This window comes from Scytonema hankhaensis NUACC26 (assembly GCF_045865695.1).
Lineage (GTDB): Bacteria > Cyanobacteriota > Cyanobacteriia > Cyanobacteriales > Nostocaceae > Scytonema.
This window is the reverse complement of the sequence record NZ_BAACAP010000252.1, coordinates 55,811-73,661: the sequence shown is the minus strand read 5'-3', so window position 1 is coordinate 73,661 and position 17,851 is coordinate 55,811. Positions and strand designations below refer to the sequence as shown.

Annotated in this window: 10 protein-coding genes; 7 read left to right on the top strand and 3 right to left on the bottom strand. The window is 38.5% G+C overall.

Translation table 11 applies throughout. The annotated features are described in order from the left end of the window. Window positions 1-49: 49 nt before the first annotated feature. The 5 genes from ACKTT2_RS48795 to ACKTT2_RS48775 all read left to right on the top strand — a co-directional run bounded on the left by ACKTT2_RS48795 (window position 50) and on the right by ACKTT2_RS48775 (window position 9,736). Window positions 50-2,896, top strand: coding sequence for a PAS domain S-box protein (locus tag ACKTT2_RS48795; protein WP_407900351.1), 2,847 nt, complete (start codon window positions 50-52; stop codon window positions 2,894-2,896). 64 nt (window positions 2,897-2,960) lie between these two features. Then, window positions 2,961-4,184, top strand: a complete 1,224-nt coding sequence (locus ACKTT2_RS48790; RefSeq protein WP_407900447.1) for an EAL domain-containing response regulator — start codon at window positions 2,961-2,963, stop codon at window positions 4,182-4,184. Between the two features lie 263 nt (window positions 4,185-4,447). Beyond that, the gene (locus ACKTT2_RS48785; RefSeq protein ID WP_407900350.1) at window positions 4,448-5,578 is read left to right on the top strand and encodes a hybrid sensor histidine kinase/response regulator; all 1,131 of its coding nucleotides are present in this window, start codon (window positions 4,448-4,450) and stop codon (window positions 5,576-5,578) included. Between the two features lie 179 nt (window positions 5,579-5,757). Then, complete coding sequence (locus ACKTT2_RS48780; protein ID WP_407900349.1) at window positions 5,758-8,100, top strand: NACHT domain-containing protein; 2,343 nt, start codon at window positions 5,758-5,760, stop codon at window positions 8,098-8,100. A 298-nt stretch (window positions 8,101-8,398) separates the two neighbouring features. Continuing rightward, on the top strand, window positions 8,399-9,736 hold the full coding sequence (locus ACKTT2_RS48775) for a PQQ-dependent sugar dehydrogenase (RefSeq protein WP_407900348.1): 1,338 nt from the start codon (window positions 8,399-8,401) through the stop codon (window positions 9,734-9,736). A 91-nt stretch (window positions 9,737-9,827) separates the two neighbouring features. Here the strand turns inward: ACKTT2_RS48775 and ACKTT2_RS48770 are convergent, their stop codons facing one another. After that, a complete protein-coding gene (locus tag ACKTT2_RS48770) occupies window positions 9,828-10,589 on the bottom strand; it encodes a HEAT repeat domain-containing protein (RefSeq protein WP_407900347.1) in 762 nt (253 codons plus the stop codon). A gap of 662 nt (window positions 10,590-11,251) precedes the next feature. Here ACKTT2_RS48770 and ACKTT2_RS48765 point away from each other — a divergent pair. Together ACKTT2_RS48765 and ACKTT2_RS48760 are read left to right on the top strand one after the other, a co-directional pair. After that, a complete protein-coding gene (locus ACKTT2_RS48765; protein ID WP_407900346.1) occupies window positions 11,252-11,857 on the top strand; it encodes a hypothetical protein in 606 nt (201 codons plus the stop codon). 361 nt (window positions 11,858-12,218) lie between these two features. Continuing rightward, entirely contained in the window at window positions 12,219-14,534 is a 2,316-nt protein-coding gene (locus ACKTT2_RS48760; RefSeq protein WP_407900345.1) for a transglycosylase domain-containing protein, read from the top strand. Window positions 14,535-14,598: 64 nt separating this feature from the next. Here the strand turns inward: ACKTT2_RS48760 and ACKTT2_RS48755 are convergent, their stop codons facing one another. Continuing rightward, the gene (locus ACKTT2_RS48755; protein WP_407900344.1) at window positions 14,599-15,585 is read right to left on the bottom strand and encodes a hypothetical protein; all 987 of its coding nucleotides are present in this window, start codon (window positions 15,583-15,585) and stop codon (window positions 14,599-14,601) included. Window positions 15,586-15,624: 39 nt separating this feature from the next. Continuing rightward, on the bottom strand, window positions 15,625-17,784 hold the full coding sequence (locus tag ACKTT2_RS48750) for a protein kinase domain-containing protein (protein WP_407900343.1): 2,160 nt from the start codon (window positions 17,782-17,784) through the stop codon (window positions 15,625-15,627). Between the last annotated feature and the right edge of the window lie 67 nt (window positions 17,785-17,851).

The following is a 17,851-nucleotide window of genomic DNA, read 5'->3' as shown; positions in this document are numbered from 1 at the left end:
AAAGAAATCTTATAATACAATTTTGCCACTTAGGCTATTGTAATTTTTTATGCATACTTTAGCTCAATATATTGTATTACCGAGTTTAGACTCTATCATTTATCCTTCTCCTCTAACTATTACCCCAGAAGAAACTTTGTCAGACGCTGTGGCTCTTATGCATCAATCTCAGCTGCAAACAGGTTTTGTCTTGGTACTCGACGAAATGCGCGTAGTGGGGTTACTAACAGAACGAGATATAGTGCGGATAGCTTTTTCAGATATTAACTTTAAAGCAATTAAGATTTTTGAAGTGATGGAGACTTCAGTAATTACTCTGAAGCGCTCTGAAATGGAAAATCATATAGTAACACTACTAACACTATTGCGCCTGCATCATTTACCTGCATTAGTCATTGTGGACGAAAAGGAGCAATTCATTGGAGTCATTACTTATGAAAGTATTTGCCACTTTTTAGAAAGAGAAGGATTGACTATAGGTGAATTAACGCAAATTCAGAAGCAACCTAGTTTAGTAGAGTCGGCTGTTATGAATTCTGAAGCAGAACAGCAACTTCAAGCTGTTATAGATGCAGTGCCGGTATTTGTCTCGTGGGTGAGAGCTGATGGACACTATTTGGGAGTGAACCGTCGTTTAGCTGAAAGTTTAAATTTAACGACTGATGATTTTGTCGGTCAATCGGTGGGTTTTACGCAAACCAATCAAAATATTACAAAGTTTATACAAGATTTTATAAGTAGCTTGGAAATAGCCAGATCTCGTATCTTTGATATGCAGGTACATGGCACAACTCGTAATTATTTGATTACAGCGCATAAGTATCAGCAAAATAATGCTGCAGTTCTCGTGGGAATTGATATTACGGAAACTAAGCAAGTAGAAAGAGCACTACAACAAGCGCAAGCAGATCTCGTTCAAGCAAATGCAGAACTGGAAATGCGGGTTGAAGAACGTACAAAAGCTTTGCGAGATATAAATCAACAGTTAATGTATGAAATTGCAGATCGCCAGTTAATAGAAGAGCAATTGCGACAATCTCAAGAAATGTTGCAACATATCATGGACAACATTCCTCAAAGTATTTTTTGGAAGGATACAACATCCGTATATTTGGGTTGTAACCGCAATTTTGCTCAGATAGTAGGCTTGGAGCGTCCAGAAGATATTATTGGCAAAACTGATTACGATATAATTCGCGATCGCGAAGAAGCTGACTATTACCGGGAATGCGATCTCAGGGTGATGGAGACTGACGCACCAGAGTATCATGTAGTCTCACTTCACACACGTAAAGATGGCAAAGAAGCTTGGCTAGAGACAACAAGAGTCCCACTTCACGATTTAGAAGGTAAAGTCATGGGGATCTTAGGTACGTTTGAGGATATCTCTTCTCGCAAGCAAGCCGAAGAAAGTCTCCGCTTGCGCGATCGCGCGATCGCAGCTAGCAGCAATGGCATTATTATTACTGATGCGTCCATACCAAACTCACCAATTATTTATGCTAATAGAGCGTTTGAGCAAATTACAGGTTACTCTATAGAAGAAGTGCTAGGACGAGATTGCCGTTTTCTTCAAAATGGCGATACCGATCAGCCCGGTTTAGTTCAATTACGTAATGCTATTTTCCAAAGAAAGGGCTGTACTGTAGTTTTACGCAACTACCGTAAAGATGGCTCGTTATTTTGGAATGAATTAAGTATTTCTCCGGTTCACGACTCGAGTGGAAATTTAACACACTATATTGGTATTCAAACTGATATTACAGAGCGACAGAGGGCAGCTGTTGCTCTATTAGTATCGCAAGAACGGCTGCACTATTTACTCTCCTCTAGTCCGGGAGTCATTTATAGCTGCAAACCTTCAGACGATTATGCAACAACGTTTATCAGTGAAAATGTCATGTCCATGTTGGGTTATGAAGTACAAGAGTTTATTCAAACGCCTAGTTTTTGGATAGATCGCGTTTTTCCAGAAGATTTGCCAAGAGTCAGTGCAGATTTGGCAATTCTGTTTGAGCGAGGACAAATTAACTACGAGTACCGTTTTTTCCACAAAGATGGTAGTGTCCGGTGGATGTACGATCAAGCTCAACTTGTACTAGATGATACTGGCAATCCAATAGAAATCGTTGGTTACTGGCTTGATATTACAGAACGCAAACAACTTGAAGAGGAACTAAAAAATGCATTGCAAAAAGAAAAAGAACTTAACGATCTCAGATCTCGCTTTATTGCTATGACTTCCCATGAATTTCGGACACCCTTAAGTACTATTCTCTCCTCAGCAGAATTGCTACAACATTACCGTCATAAATGGACGCAGGAAAAACAGCTTTCTCACCTGCAACGCATTCAAAACGCCGTTCATCATATGACAGAAATGTTAGACAATGTTTTGTTAATTGGTAGAGCAGAATCGGGAAAACTAGATTTGACTCTAGAAGAGTTCGATCTCGTCGAATACTGTCAGTATATTGTGAAGGAATCAGAATTAAATATTAAAAATTCTCAACTTATCAATTTTAAAACTCAAAATAAGTCCTTACAATGTCGTATGGATAAAAAATTACTAAGTCACATTTTAAGTAATTTACTATCAAATGCTATTAAATATTCTCCGGAAAGCCCTCTTATCCAATTTACCCTTCAGTTAGAAGCTGAGCAAGCAATTTTTGAAATTCAAGACCATGGGATTGGCATCCCAGCAGACGATCTACCTTATATATTTGAATCCTTTCATCGTGCTACAAACGTCAGTCATATCCAGGGGACAGGATTGGGACTAGCGATTGTTAAAAAATGCGTCGATACCCACAAAGGTAACATTACTGTGAAAAGTCAAGTTGGTGTTGGAACAACCTTCACTGTTACGTTACCAATCATCAGCGATCAGTGACCAGTGACCAGTGACCAGTGACCAGTAACCAGTGACCAATGACCAAGGACAAATTAGGGAAAATATGATCAAAATTTTAGTTATTGAAGACGAAGAATCAGTAAGGGAGAATATTTTAGACCTATTGGAAGCAGAAAACTATGATACAATTTCTGCTGCTAATGGAAAAATGGGCTTACAATTAGCATTCTCTGAAGCGCCCGATCTCATTTTGTGCGATCTCATGATGCCAGAGGTTGACGGTTATGGTGTACTCACTGCATTACGCGAACAAACACCGACCGCAACAATTCCGTTTATCTTCCTAACTGCTAGATCTGCTAGATCTGATTTTCGTCAAGGCATGGATTTAGGAGCAGATGACTATTTAACCAAACCATTTACTCGAGCTGAACTGTTAAATGCGATCGCCAGTCGTTTATCCAAACAAGCCGCTTTTAAACAATGTATAAATAAAAATCCAAACTATGAAACTAAGGCTGTTTCTCCAAAAGCACAAAAGCTAGAAATGTGCTTGCGTCATACTTTAGAACGGCGAGAATTTCGCCAATTTCAAATTTATTACCAACCTATTGTCGATCTCAATTCTGGTAGAATTGTAGCAGCCGAAAGCTTGCTACGCTGGCAACATCCCGAACTAGGTATGGTTTCTCCAACAGAAGTTATTCCTTTAGCAGAGTCTACAGGTTTAATTATCCCTATTGGAGAGTGGATATTGCGTTGCGTGTGCAAGCAAACAAAATTGTGGCATGATGCAGGATTTACTTTCTTACATATTGCTGTCAATTTATCTGTTTGTGAATTGATGCAACCTGAATTTAGTCAAAAAATTATTAAGTTTTTACTGAACAATAACCTAGTAGCCGATCGCATAGGACTAGAATTAACAGAAAGCATGATTATGCAAAATGTAGATTGTGCTTTTCAAAATATACAGGAAATCAACTCTTTAGGAGTACAAATTGCTATTGATGATTTTGGGACGGGTTATTCTTCTTTGCTTTATCTAAAACAACTACCTGTTAACACATTAAAAATAGATCGTTACTTTATTCAAAACGTTGCCAGCGATCCACAAAAAGCAGCAATCACTACAGCACTAATTCAAATGGCACACAATTTAAATTTAAAAGTCATAGCTGAAGGTGTAGAGACAGAACAAGAATTAGAATTCTTACGAGCTTATAACTGTGACGCTATGCAAGGTTTCCTCTTTAGCCGTCCTTTACCAGCGTCGGAGTTTGAAAAAATGTTAAGAGAGGATAAAAGGTTAGTTGTTAGTTGTTAGTGGGTTTTTAGAAGATATTTAATACTCAAATAATAATTATCAATGTTTGTTAAAGAAATAACAAACTGATGACTTAAGTAAATATAGCAATCTTATTTAATTTATAAAATATATGTAGGGTGAGCATTGCCCACCATCAAACTTTGTGGTGGGCTGTCTTCCCTACCTACAGTACCTAAGATTGTTTATAAATGATTGAGGGTTGCTATAGATGGAGGCAAACAAGCAATGACAAATGACTAATGACAAATAACCAATGACAAATGACAAATAATAATAAGCACAAAATTCTAATCATAGAAGATGAGACATTTGTAAGGCAAAATTTGGTAGAATTACTCACCTATGAGAATTTTCAGGTTATTGCTGCAGAAAATGGTCTCATGGGCGTGCAATTAGCTCATGAGGAAGTGCCAGATTTAATTATTTGCGATGTTATGATGCCAGAACTAAACGGGCATGATGTTTTGCAAAAATTACGTCAACAACCGCTAACAGCAACAATTCCATTTATTTTCTTGACTGCTAAGTGTGAAAAAGCTGATGTGCGTCAAGGAATGCTTTTGGGGGCAGATGATTATTTAACCAAGCCTTTTACTAGGGTAGAATTACTAGCAGCTATTTCCTCAAGATTGGAAAAACAAGCGGCTATTCGTCAGCAATCACAAAAAAAGCTAGATGAGTTGTGTAGTAATATTGCTATGTCACTTCCTCATGAAATGCGGACACCACTCAATGGGATTTTGGGTTTTTCAGAACTTCTTATTAGAGAAGTCGATAATCTTAGTCCTCACGAAATCCGTGAAATGGCTGAAGGCATTCACAAATCAGGAGAACGTCTCTACAGGCTAATTCAAAAATTTTTACTTTATGCAGAATTAGAAATCGCAGCCACAGATTCACAGAGAGTACATTTACTTCAAACCCACAAGACTAAATTCCCTACAATGGGATTGCAAAAATTAATCGATGAAAAAGCTAAAAAACTAGGGCGTGGAGCGGATGTATGTATCAATTTTCAAAAATCTTGTAGGCTAAGGATGTGTGAAACTAAACTTTATAAAATAACTGAAGAATTGTTAGATAATGCTTTAAAATTCTCATTGCCAGGAACAAAAATATATGTAGACAGTACTGTTAGCAATCGAAAACTTATTCTATCTTTTACTGACTTTGGTAGAGGTATGACAAGTGCTGAAATTTCTGATTTGGGTGCATATCGGCAATTTGAGCGAAAACTTTACGAACAGCAAGGTTCGGGTTTGGGATTAAGTATTGTTAAGCGCATAGTGGAATTACACGGAGGTGAACTTTCTATTCACAGTCAGCCTGGAGAGAAAACTGTTGTGCAAGTACTGCTTCCCTGTACTTCATGTAAAAAAGAAAACACTTAAGGCATTATCCACAGTAGGCTGATTTGTGGTAGTGCCTTATCGTGTTTGAATTTATTATTGGTTAATTGGCTGACTTTGATACCATTATGAACGGCTGATGTTTGAGATTATGTGTGATTTGCTGTTTGACTTTGCGTATATCTTGTATAAAATGAACGAAAAATCATTGATTATAGAATATGGCAAAGCGATCGCTCCAAGCATCAACTGAGGGTATAAGAAAAGCGAAATATGCTTTTAAACTGAAAGGCTGGACACAAGAATACTTAGCATCTGAAGTTGGATTGGACACTCGACAACCAATTTGGAAGTTTTTTAGTGGAAAACCTGTTGAACGTTACGTCTTTCACGAGATTTGTCATTTATTAGATTTAAATCTCGAAGAAATCGTCCAACAGCCCGATGAAGAACTAGCAACCAATTCAGAGAAGATACAAGAAAATACCACAGATATTAGTGCTTTAGTACAAAAAGCACGGGCTGCATACTATAAAAAAATTCAAGACCAGTGCGGTACTGTATATATTTTGGATATAGCTCAGCCTCTGAATTTAGACGCTCTTTATATCGATGTCAATATTCTAGAAGAAATTACCAGTCAGCGATGGCTAGATTTGACCGAGCTACAAAACTTTACGTTTAACAAAACTAACAATTATTCTTCCATTCAAAACAAGACAAGGTTAGAATTTGGTGGTTTTTACTCGAATCAATTACATCAAGAACGAATTGCTGGGTATGAGGCAGTTTTAAAATATTCTAAGCTGATGGTATTGGGTAAACCGGGCTCTGGGAAAACCACTTTTTTACAATCAATTGCAATTCGGTGCAACCAAGGAAATTTTAAACCAGATTGTCTGCCAATTTTTGTAAGTTTAAAAAGCTTTGCGGAAGACACGAGTACAATCCCCAATAGTAGTTTACTCAACTACTTAGGTCAGATAGCTAAGTCTTGCAATATATTAGAACAAGAAATTGAAATAATACTTCATCATGGTAAGGCAATTGTCCTACTAGATGGTTTAGATGAAGTTAGCGAGAAAGAAAGCGATAAAGTGATTAAAGAAATTCGTTACTTTACCGAGCAGTTTTATAAAAATCAGATCGTTCTCACTTGTCGTATTGCAGGACATAAATATCAATTTAAAGGATTTACTCAAGTTGAAATTGCTGATTTTACGAAAGCGCAGATTCGAGCATTTGTTGAGAAATGGTTTGTCTCTATTGCTAAATCTTATCCGGTACACGGAAAAGTCTTAGCTGCTGAATTTATGCAAAAGCTAGAATTGCTCGAAAATTATCACATTCGAGAACTGGTAACTACACCAATTCTTCTTAATCTTACCTGCTTAGTTTTTCAGCGTGTCAAAAATTTTCCCCACCTCCGTTCCGAACTTTATAGACAAGGTTTGGATTTGTTATTGGTGCGATGGGATGAAGCTAGAGGTATTAAACGAGATGAATTTTACTATAATTTATCTTTATTACAGAAAATTAAGTTACTCAGTCGCATAGCAGCAAGTACTTTTGCTCGAGGCGATCGCTTTTTTTCTGAAGCTCAAATCCAGCAACTTATTGGCGATTACCTTAGCGATTTGCGACAAGTACCTACAGATGTGGATGCTTTACAGCTAGATAGTACGGTCGTATTAAAATCAATCGAAGCACAGCATGGACTCTTAGTAGAGCAAGCACGAGGAATTTATTCTTTTTCCCACTTAACTTTTCATGAATATTTTACTGCAAGAGAAATTGTAGCAACTGCCAATCCTCAAACATTGCAAGAATTTGCAACTCATTTTTATGAAAAGTCTTGGAGAGAAGTTTTTTTATTGGTTTCGGAAATGCTGTACTCTGGGGATGATTTGTGGTTATTGTTGAAACAACAAATTAATATTCTTGCTGCTTCCAATGAAAAATTACAGCAATATCTTAAATGGATAAATCAAAAAGCAAGTGCCATCGTATCTTATCACCCAGCTAGCGTTCGTTCCTTTTACTTTACCCTCGCTCTTCCTCCAAAACATTCCCTAGCAGGAAACCAAAGTTTTACTCTGTTATTAGATAAAAGGCTTGCAGGTACACTTGTTACCGATTTAGCCTTAGATTTAGCTTTGACGTATGCTCTTACAGTGAGTTTATCCATGACGGCGGACATTTTCTTCCAAAGACTATCTGCTATCCAGCTATCTCTCGATTTAGAACACTTATTAGGGCAAAATCCTTCATTACAAACATCACTACAAAACCTAAAAAATCAGTTACCAAATTCTATAGAAGGGAGAGAACCCGTAAAAGCGTGGTGGTTGGCAAATGGAGAAAAATGGACAGAAGAACTGAGATCTTTAGCCATCTCTGGGCGAGGTATTGGTTATGATTGGCAGTTTACAGAGAATGAGTTGGGATTGCTACAACAGTACTGGGACGCTAACAAATTGCTCTTTGATTGCTTGAATAGCAGCGATCGCGTAAATGTTAAAATTCAGCAGTCCATTGAGGAAAGCTTTTTCAGTAACCAGTAATCAGTAACCAGTAATCAGTGACCAGTGACCAGTGACCAGTGACCAGTGACCAGTGACCAGTGACCAGTGACCGGTGACCAGTGACCAGTGACCAGTGACCAGTGACCAGTGACCAGTGAAACTGAAGTAGGGTGGGCAGTGCCCACCATGCGCTATTGTAGGGCATAGCCCCACCTACTTGTTTAGGTAATCATAAAAGCGGTTCGGGAGTAGTCATTAGCTAATGGCTATGGGGCATGGGGCATTGGGCAAACATTACACTGGAGGTGTTATACTTTAAAGTAGTACGGAAATTGGTATGAAATCTCTGCGTTGGTTGCTGCTGTTTCTGTTTCTAGGTACAGTAGCTTGCGATCGAACGAGTGCTTTGCCAGAAGAATCTACACCCCAAGCTTCTGCACCCTCTGCTCAACTGGCACAGAATTCGGCACAAACACAAAATATTATTCCGACGGAAACACTGTCTCCTACACCCATTAATATTGACCTCAAAAGTTTACCAAAACCTTTTGCCACAGACAGTGCTTCAAAAAGTCCTCAAGTCGTACCAATTCCATCAAAACCCACTTTGCGCGTACCGTCTGGCTTTGTCGTTAATGTTTTTGCGGATGGTTTAGATGCACCCCGTTGGTTGGCTTTAACTCCGAGTGGTGATGTCTTAGTGACAGAAACTAGGCAGAATCGAATTCGTTTATTGAAAGATACCAACAGTGATGGAGCGGCTGATGTGAAAGAGACATTTGCAAGTTCTGCAAATGGACTCAATATTCCCTTTGGTATGGCTTTTGCAGGTAATTCTTTCTTTTTAGGTAATACTGATGCTGTCCTGAAATTTCCTTATCAACAAGGTCAGCAGCAACTAAGCGGTACGGGACAAAAAATTGCTGACCTACCAGGTGGTGGATACAATCAGCATTGGACTCGTAACGTAGTGTCATCACCAGATAGTCAAAAAATATATGTTTCTATTGGTTCGGAAAGTAATGTAGATGAAGAACCACTCCCAAGGGCTTCCGTACAGGTGATGAACTTAGATGGGTCTGGGCGGCAAACTTTTGCCTCTGGTTTGCGTAACCCAGTTGGTTTGGACTTTCATCCCGTGACAAAAGAACTTTACTCAACTGTCAACGAACGAGACGGTATAGGGGATGATTTAGTACCAGACTACTTGACTCGCATTCAGCAGGGAGAATTCTACGGATGGCCTTATGCTTACCTGACACCCAATAATCTTGACCCCCGCCAAGCTACGGGTAACAAGAGCAAACGACCTGACTTAGCAGCCCGCACTCGGACTCCAGATGTATTATTTCAAGCACATTCAGCAGCCCTGGGTTTGCAGTTTTACGACGGTCAGACCTTTCCCCAAAAATACCGTAATGGTGCTTTTGTTGCCTTTCGAGGTTCTTGGAATCGCGATCGCGGTACTGGTTACAAAATTGTCTTTGTGCCTTTTGATGGTAAAGGGAGACCCCAGGGCTATTATGAAGACTTCCTCACAGGATTTTTACTAGATCCTTCCGTACCCACAACTTGGGGGCGTCCTGTAGGCTTACTTGTCTTACCCGACGGTAGCCTTTTAGTTACTGAGGAAGCTAACGATCGCATTTATAGGATTCAGTATAAAGGGGGATAGGGAATTGGCGATTGGGAGTAAGAATTTCCCAGTCCCCATTGCCCCTCAACAAGGAGGGGGCCCCGAGTTCCCCAGTACCCATTGCCCCATACTAAAACCATCCCTCCAGTTCGAGAGTTTCTACCATCTGGAGTCCACGGGTATCACCAACACCTAGGATTGCGGCTTTGGCATCCTCCCTAACTCCTAAATCTTTGTCTTCAGCAAAAGCTTGAATTAAAGCGTCTACAGCGGTGGCATAGACGACATTAGAAGGGAGTTCGCGGCATAATTGTCCCAATGCCCAAGCACAATTACTTCGCACTGGAGCTACGGGATCTTGCACCAAAGCTTCGATTAAGGGAGGTATTGCCCTCACAACTGTTTCATAACCCACATCTGCCATTTGAACTAGGGCGCTAGCAGCCCACAAACGGACTGCTGAGATATCAGTCCTTAAAGCATTTGTGAGGGGTGGTAAAGAACGGCGATCGCGACAGTTTCCCAATGCCCAAACAATGCCTTTACGTGCGTAACCATTCCAATCTCGGTTTAATTGAGCAATCAATGGCTCCACGGCATCTGGGCTTGGGTTTCGTCCAATGGCATATGCCGCACTCACCCGTACTAAAGGGCAAGTATCAGTTAACAAACGAATCAAATGCGGAATAGCTCGTGCATCTTCTATGTCACAAAAAGCACGAGAAGCAAGCATTCTTTGCTGTGGTTTTGGATGTTCCAATAGAGCTAGCATTGCCTCCGGATCGGGCTTAGGTGCTTCTGCTTCCGCAGTCAGTGGTCCTAAATGGTCTAGGGGACTTTCCAGTTCTATCTCTACATCATCAAGTAAACTTAGGTCTTCTTCGTCATACATATCTTATTTCAATCCCTGATAGGGATTAATATAAAACCCTTTGTGTCAAGAAGTGAAGATGTAAAAATTTTATGGCTAAAGATTGCACTTACCAATCTCCCCAACCTTTCAAGGAAAAATGTTCTATTTTATCCATAAATAAATACATTCGGCTTTAGACCATCTGGCAGAGCACAGAAAACTCAATATTGTATAAAAGCTAACAATATGAACTTTCTGCCCTATGCAACCAAGCCTCTATCTTTCTTCGGTAATGCTATTTGACGATCGGATGCGTACTTTATAAGAAAATTTAGTCTAACGTGTCACGGTTTACTAACATTCTTCTGCATAAGATGATTTTGCTTTACCTAATAGAATTATAGAAGGAAAGCCTAAAAATTGATGAGACGGCAACTCTGTTAACTGTGGTGCAGGTTTTTTGTCGCCGCTAGGAACTTCTGTGTGTTTACGTCCTAACCGTATCTAGGACTTATGCATAGTCCTCTTTTTAAGAGGAGCTAGAGGAAGATGGGTGGATCTGCAAGGCGTAAAATACCCAAAATACCGTTGAGGTTGCGTAAGTTCTGTAAGGAATTGCGTGCGCGTATTCATCACAAAAGTGCTATTTTTTAGCCTAATTCCTTATTTACTCTATCTAAGTCCTTTATTTTGATTAGTTTATGAACTTCTACATTCCTGATTTTGATACTTTGAACAGAGTTGGTATCATTTTAAATTTCTTAGCAGGATTTTTACTAGCGCCTGACTTAATAGGAAAAGATAAGCTTTCACAATTGGAAAAGAGGCTGAAACCAAGTTTTGCAAACCTTATGTCGAATTTAAATACTTTTCTAGATAAATTTGTTGGAAATTTTTATCGTGATTTTTTTTATAAAATTCCTATTATTGGTGACTTAACTCGCACAGCAGTAGGAAGAATAACACTTTCTAGTTCAAGTAATGGAGCGACTGGAAAAAATACAAAAAATCTACTATTAGTATTGATTAGTATGTTAATCTTTACTATTCTTTTATTTATATTTTCAATAATATTAAAATTTAGTTTTGTTAGAATCGTGTTGATTTTTGCTCTTGCTATATTTTCCTTTCTTGTATTAATTATTTTCTTGCGATTATTGGTTTTTCTTATTATTAAATTTTCCCAAGTTCTAGTAGCTTTTTCAAATCAAGATAATATATTTTTATCTTTCTTAACTACTATAGGAATAGTGTGTTTTATTCTTGGCAATTTATTTCAATTAATAGCTACTTTCAAACCTCAATAACATATAATTTTGTTCTAGGAAAGCACGATCGCGGTTTCTCACTGGTCAAGCTCTACAGTAGATATTGAACTCTTGGGCGCGATGACTTACCAATTTGCTACTTAGATAAGGGAGTTCTATACCGACTCGTCTATCCTTAATCACCCTACGCTGCAATTGCGTGTTCCATTTGCTGTGACAGCATAACGACTTGATGGCTTTGTCGTCACTAGCTCTGGTATATACTTGGCTTGTAGAATTGTCACTAATGCTAGTTTCCTAGGTAGTATCGAAGGTAAATATGCAGTAACTACCTTCGTAAACTTTTTTGTAGTTATCAGTTTTGTAACATATTAGATGGTGACACCAAAAGGAGCAGAACATGACTTCACTTGCTCAATGGTTGAGAGCTTTTCTTAGATGGGTTGAATCTTTACTTCCTCCTCAAGTACAACAAACTTCTCAAACCATAGGGAATAATATCTCACGAGTCTTAACAACTCTTTTTGAACAATTTCCTCAACTTAGACCTAATGCAAGAGTACCTAAACTCAAAGTACGAGATCCGGTTGTACAAAAGGTGAAAGAATATCCTCTTTTACATAGTAGATTTGTTCTGGGTCGCGATCGCAGGGTATGTGATATCGTCACGCCCAGCCCTATTGTGAGCAAAGAACACCTGTCTATTGAGCGCAGAAACGATCTGCCAAACAAACCTTTTGTGATTCAAGACAGAGGTTCAAAACACGGCATATATAAGGGAAAAAAACAGATTAAAGAGCTTGTGTTAAGACATGGTGATGTGTTGACTCTTGGAATACCAGAACTAGCAAATTCTGTGCAGATTGAATACCTCAATCCACCTCCTTTGTACATCACCGCTGCCTATTATAGCTTTTATGGTATTATTTGCATACCAGTTTTGTTTCTGACCTTAAGTGTTTTGGCATACGTGCTCTGTCCAGCAGTAAATCCCCTACCAGTACTTAGCCGTCAACCCGTAATTGTCTACGCCAGTAATCAGGTTCCCCTGTACCTTCCACGCAACGTTATTCACGAAGAGGCAGAGAACTTATCACAGTTTCCTACTTTTTTACCACAGGCTGCGATCGCTTCAGAAGATAGCCGTTATTACTGGCATATAGGTATAGATCCGATTGGAATTGCAAGGGCTATATTGATTAACCTTCAAGGAGGAGGAATTAGTGAAGGTGCTAGCACTTTGACTCAACAAGTTGCTCGTACCTTATTCTCTAATTATGTTGGAAGGGAACAATCTTTGTTTAGAAAGTTCAAGGAAGCTGCTGTTGCTCTGAAATTAGAAACAGTTTATAGCAAAGACTTTATTTTACTGAACTATTTGAACAATGTTTATTTAGGTGAGGGTGTCTATGGATTTAAAGATGCTGCCAAAGTTTATTTCCGCAAACCTGTTAAAGATTTGACGCTATCGGAAGCAGCGACCTTAGTAGCAATGTTACCCGGACCAAACGGCTTTGATTTATGTAGAAATCAAGATGATGCAAGTCATAAAGATTTAGTTGAAAGGCGTAATCGAGTTATTAATCGGATGTTAGACCAGTATAAAATAACATCTGATAAGGCAAGGCTAGCAATGCGCTCCACTATTCAAGCAGCACCTTCTTTCTGTAAGAACGCAGAAAACAGAAAAGCTCCCTATTTTGGAGATTATGTATTTCAAGAACTTCAAACTTTACTAGGAAAAGAAGTAGCGCAACAAGGAAATTATATAATCGTAACATCTCTCAACCTGGAAATGCAAGAGAAAGCGGAGAATGCTTTAGAAAACACGATGAATAATGAGGGGGCTTCTAAAGGATTTTCCCAAGGTGCGATCGCCACTATAGACCCCAATACTGGTAGAATTCTCGCTTTAGTTGGTGGAGTAGATTATCAGGTTAGTCAATTGAACCGGGTGCAAACAAAACGACAACCAGGCTCGACTTTCAAGGTATTTGCGTATGCGGCTGCACTTGAGCAAGGCGTATCAACGAAGAAAACTTACTCCTGTCAAAAGTTTGATTGGGACCAGGAGTCATTCCCTTCTTGTCAATATACCAAACAAGATAAATTGGATATGTATGACAGCATCGCATTGTCGGAGAATGTCATTGCATTACAGATAGCCAGAGAAGCGGGTATTGGAAATGTAGTAGAAATTGCTCAGCAGATGGGGATTAAATCTAAACTCAAGCCTGTTCCCCGTTTGGTTCTAGGTCATAGTGAAGTAAATTTGTTAGAATTGACCGGAGCTTACGGAGTACTAGCAAATGAAGGAACTAGAACTCGTACTCATGCTATTAAACGAATCTTTGATAGCAGTAGTTGTAAAAATATTCAAAACTTCTCTACCTGCGATCGGGTCATTTATTCTGACGATCGAGAATCAGAACGTCGTGTCCTTAAGGAAGGAGTCGCCAGCACAATGACCAAACTCCTTAGAGGTGTGGTTCAACGAGAAGATGGTACGGGACACAAAGCCAATCTCGCGGGGATAGAAGTTGCAGGTAAGACAGGAACCACTAATGATTATAGAGATTTATGGTTTGTTGGCTATATTCCAAAACAATTTGTCACAGGTGTTTGGTTAGGTAATGATGATAATACCCCTACTAGTGGTACTAGTGCTCTAGCGGCTAAACTTTGGGGAGACTACATGAGTAGAATTGCTCGCTAGTTTCCATCGACAATTGTGTAAATTGTTCGAGTTCAGTTGGTAGCCTCGTAGCAACTGAGTGTTCCTACGGGTTTGAATTCTGTTGACCTGTAGTTGGTGGGGATGCTGAAGGAATAGCTTGATTTTGAGTGGCAGGAGAGTTAGATTGTTGGATTAACGAATCTAATCCCATTGATGATGAGTCGTCTTTTGAAACCTTAAATAGTACATACGAACTTTTTTTCCATAGGTGCTCAAAGTAATTGTTCATGTCATTGATCAGCTCTTGATTAGATACTATAAACCCAGGAAATTCTGTCCCCTCTTGGGCAGGGAGATACATCCATACAGATGCTAACCCTGGTCCACAATAGTAGCAAACAGGTGCAAAAACATTTTCATGGAGTCTAACTTCAATTGTTCCCTTTAATGAAGACAGGTTGTTATATAACTCTGTATATAAATTCTTTAGTGTACTTGCGATATATGCTTTTAAAAGAGTTTTATTTGATGAATTGACTTTTTCAAGACACTCTAAAAGTGAAGACTCTGGATGTGAAATAATAATTCTAAAGTGACATCCAGAGATAATTTGATTCTTTACTATTTTTATTCCTAATGAATCCAACATATTTATCTCTTTCTCGAACCCAAGTAATTTTATATCACTTCCTGGTGTTGCTATCTTAATATTTTCCACTATTTGATCGTTAGACTCCTTGTTACTTGCATAAAAGTTACTGATGTATTTACTGGGCTGAGTTTCTTTGTAAATGTTACGAATCTCTTTTATAGTTGCTTTTCGCAAACCAATTTCAAAAAACAATATTATGACTACAGTTGAAATAAGTGACGAGCTAATATCAGAAAGGATAGGTTTAACGTTATTTTTCCATGATGTCTTTTCTAAAGAATTTTCAGGTAAACTACTAATACGAAAATCTATAAACCCAATGACGGCATATATTCCTCCAGAACTTAAGATTAAAGCTACTAACATAGTTAGGACTGTTTTATGAATTCCTTTAAACAATCCCAAAAAAGAATCATGCTCGTATTGCTGGCGTGGCATTTTTAACTCCTCTTACTTAAAGAACTTGAAAAACAGGTTTTAAATTGGAACTCCAATTAATTGGAAGGCGTGTTTAATTCTTTGAGCTAATTTCGTTGGATTTTGTTGATTTTGTTGTTCATATAGTTGGACTGCTCGACGATATGCTGCCAACAATTTTACATAGTTATTATTCAAACCATTATTGTTTTTAATCTGATGCAAAACCCAACCAAGATTGTGGTAAGCTTCTGCACGATCGGGTCTTATCTGCACTGCTTGTTCTAAACATGAAAGGGCTTTTGACCATAATTCCGGTTGTCCTAACCGTTGAGCTTCTTGTCCTAGTAACGTACCTAAACGAAATAGAACAAAGTCATTTTGGGGATTGATTTGATTAAATTCTTTATAGATTTGGATTGCTGCTGGAGTATTCTTAGAGTTTTCATGACAAATCCCTAAATTGAGAAGTACCCACGCAGGTACTTTTGGTTTAGATACTGCTTGTGCTTGATTAAATTCAGCCAAGGCTTGATTCCATTGACCCTGTGATGATTGCAACCAACCTTTAAAACCATACGCAAAACTACTATCAGGTAATTGAGCTATATATTCCTGCAAGTACCTATCGAGTTCAAAATTAGGTTTGCTAACTGTTCTCTCTAGTGCAATCAGTAAGCAAGGATATACCCATGCTTGTAGAGCGCTTGCATTTTTAAAGTTAGGTTGTTTGGATTTCTCGATCGCTTGTTTTGCAGGTAAAATTGCAGAGTTCCAGTGTTGTTGATTCACAGCTATCCAAGCTTTAATCCCCAATGCAAACGCTGAGTTTTTGTCGAGTCTCAGTGCTTCGTCTATTGCCATTTCTGCTTGCTTCCAATCACCCCACTTTGCAAGCGCCCATCCGAAATTAGCCCATATCCAAGATCGATCCTGAACCAAATTAGTTGCGTAACGTAATTGTTGAACAGCTTCTGACCAGTCAGATCTACGACAGTTAAGCAGCCCTAAGATGCCATAAAGTCTTCCATCATTTGGCTGTAGTTTGATTGCTTCAAGAGTCACGGTTTCTGCTCGAGGATCGCCAAGATGAACTAAGACAATGGCTTGTTCAACCATTGCTTTACCATTATCGGGTTCATCTATCAGACATTGCTCGTAAACTTTAATTGCTTCTGATAATTTACCTTGCTTAACTAACTCTCTTGCCTTAATGAGAAGTGGAGAAATAAAGTTGCCTTTTAGCGCTTCAATCAAATGGTTTGCATTCTGAAATCGCTCCTCAGATTTCATCTTCATCCCAGTTAATATAATTTTTTCCATTAAGGGTCTGATTTGGGGAGCTAACTGGCGAAGAGGAATCAAGGGATCTTTACCGGAATTCATTCTCTCTAGTGCATCAGCAGGAGTTTTACCAGTAAGTAACTCATACATAGACGCACATAGAGAATAAATGTCGGCACTAGGATGACGTATAGCTCGGTGAAGATGTTGCTCGGGAGGAGCATACCCTGGTGTCCAAATGCGTGTCATATTTTTGCTGCGACCTGCTAAAAATTCTCTAGCAGCACCAAAGTCTATTAATACTGCTCTGTCTTCAGAATTAATGATGATGTTTTCTGGTTTGATGTCTCTGTGTAACAGGTCAGCATCATGAATTTTCTGAAGAGCATACGCTAGTTGCTTAAAATATTTTGTTATGCGACTTTCTGGTAAAGGCCCCTCTTCTTGTAAAATTTTGTACAAAGTTTTACCATTAATAAAATCCATTACTATGTATATGGTATTATTTTCTTCAAAAAAATCAAATACCTTAACAATACTGGGATGCTTAGATTGAGTTAATAATTGAAGATATTGTGCTTCATCTTTAAATTTTTGTATTTGCACTTGGCGTTCCTTTGGGGGTACAGAAAATGGCCATATAACCTTTGAACCTTGTCTAGCACCCCTGTTTGGCCAAAGTTCTTTAATAGCAACAGATCTAGAGTTATTAACTAAATCAATACCTTTGTATGTGATTCCAAAAGCTCCTTCACCTAAAGTCTTTTCTATTTTATATTGTTTATATTTAAGAAATGTTCCGGGAGATAAATAGTTAGGCGAAGAAACCTCTTGAGTCTTTTTAGAGGTTAAGCTAAGTTCTTCACCACAAGCAACACATTTTAAGTTACTACTTGAGTTAGGTGTAGAGCAAGCTGGACAAATAATATTAGACATTTGTTTAATTAAGTTAATTTACAGTTAATCTACAATTCATCTATAGCAACGATTAATAATTGAGTTG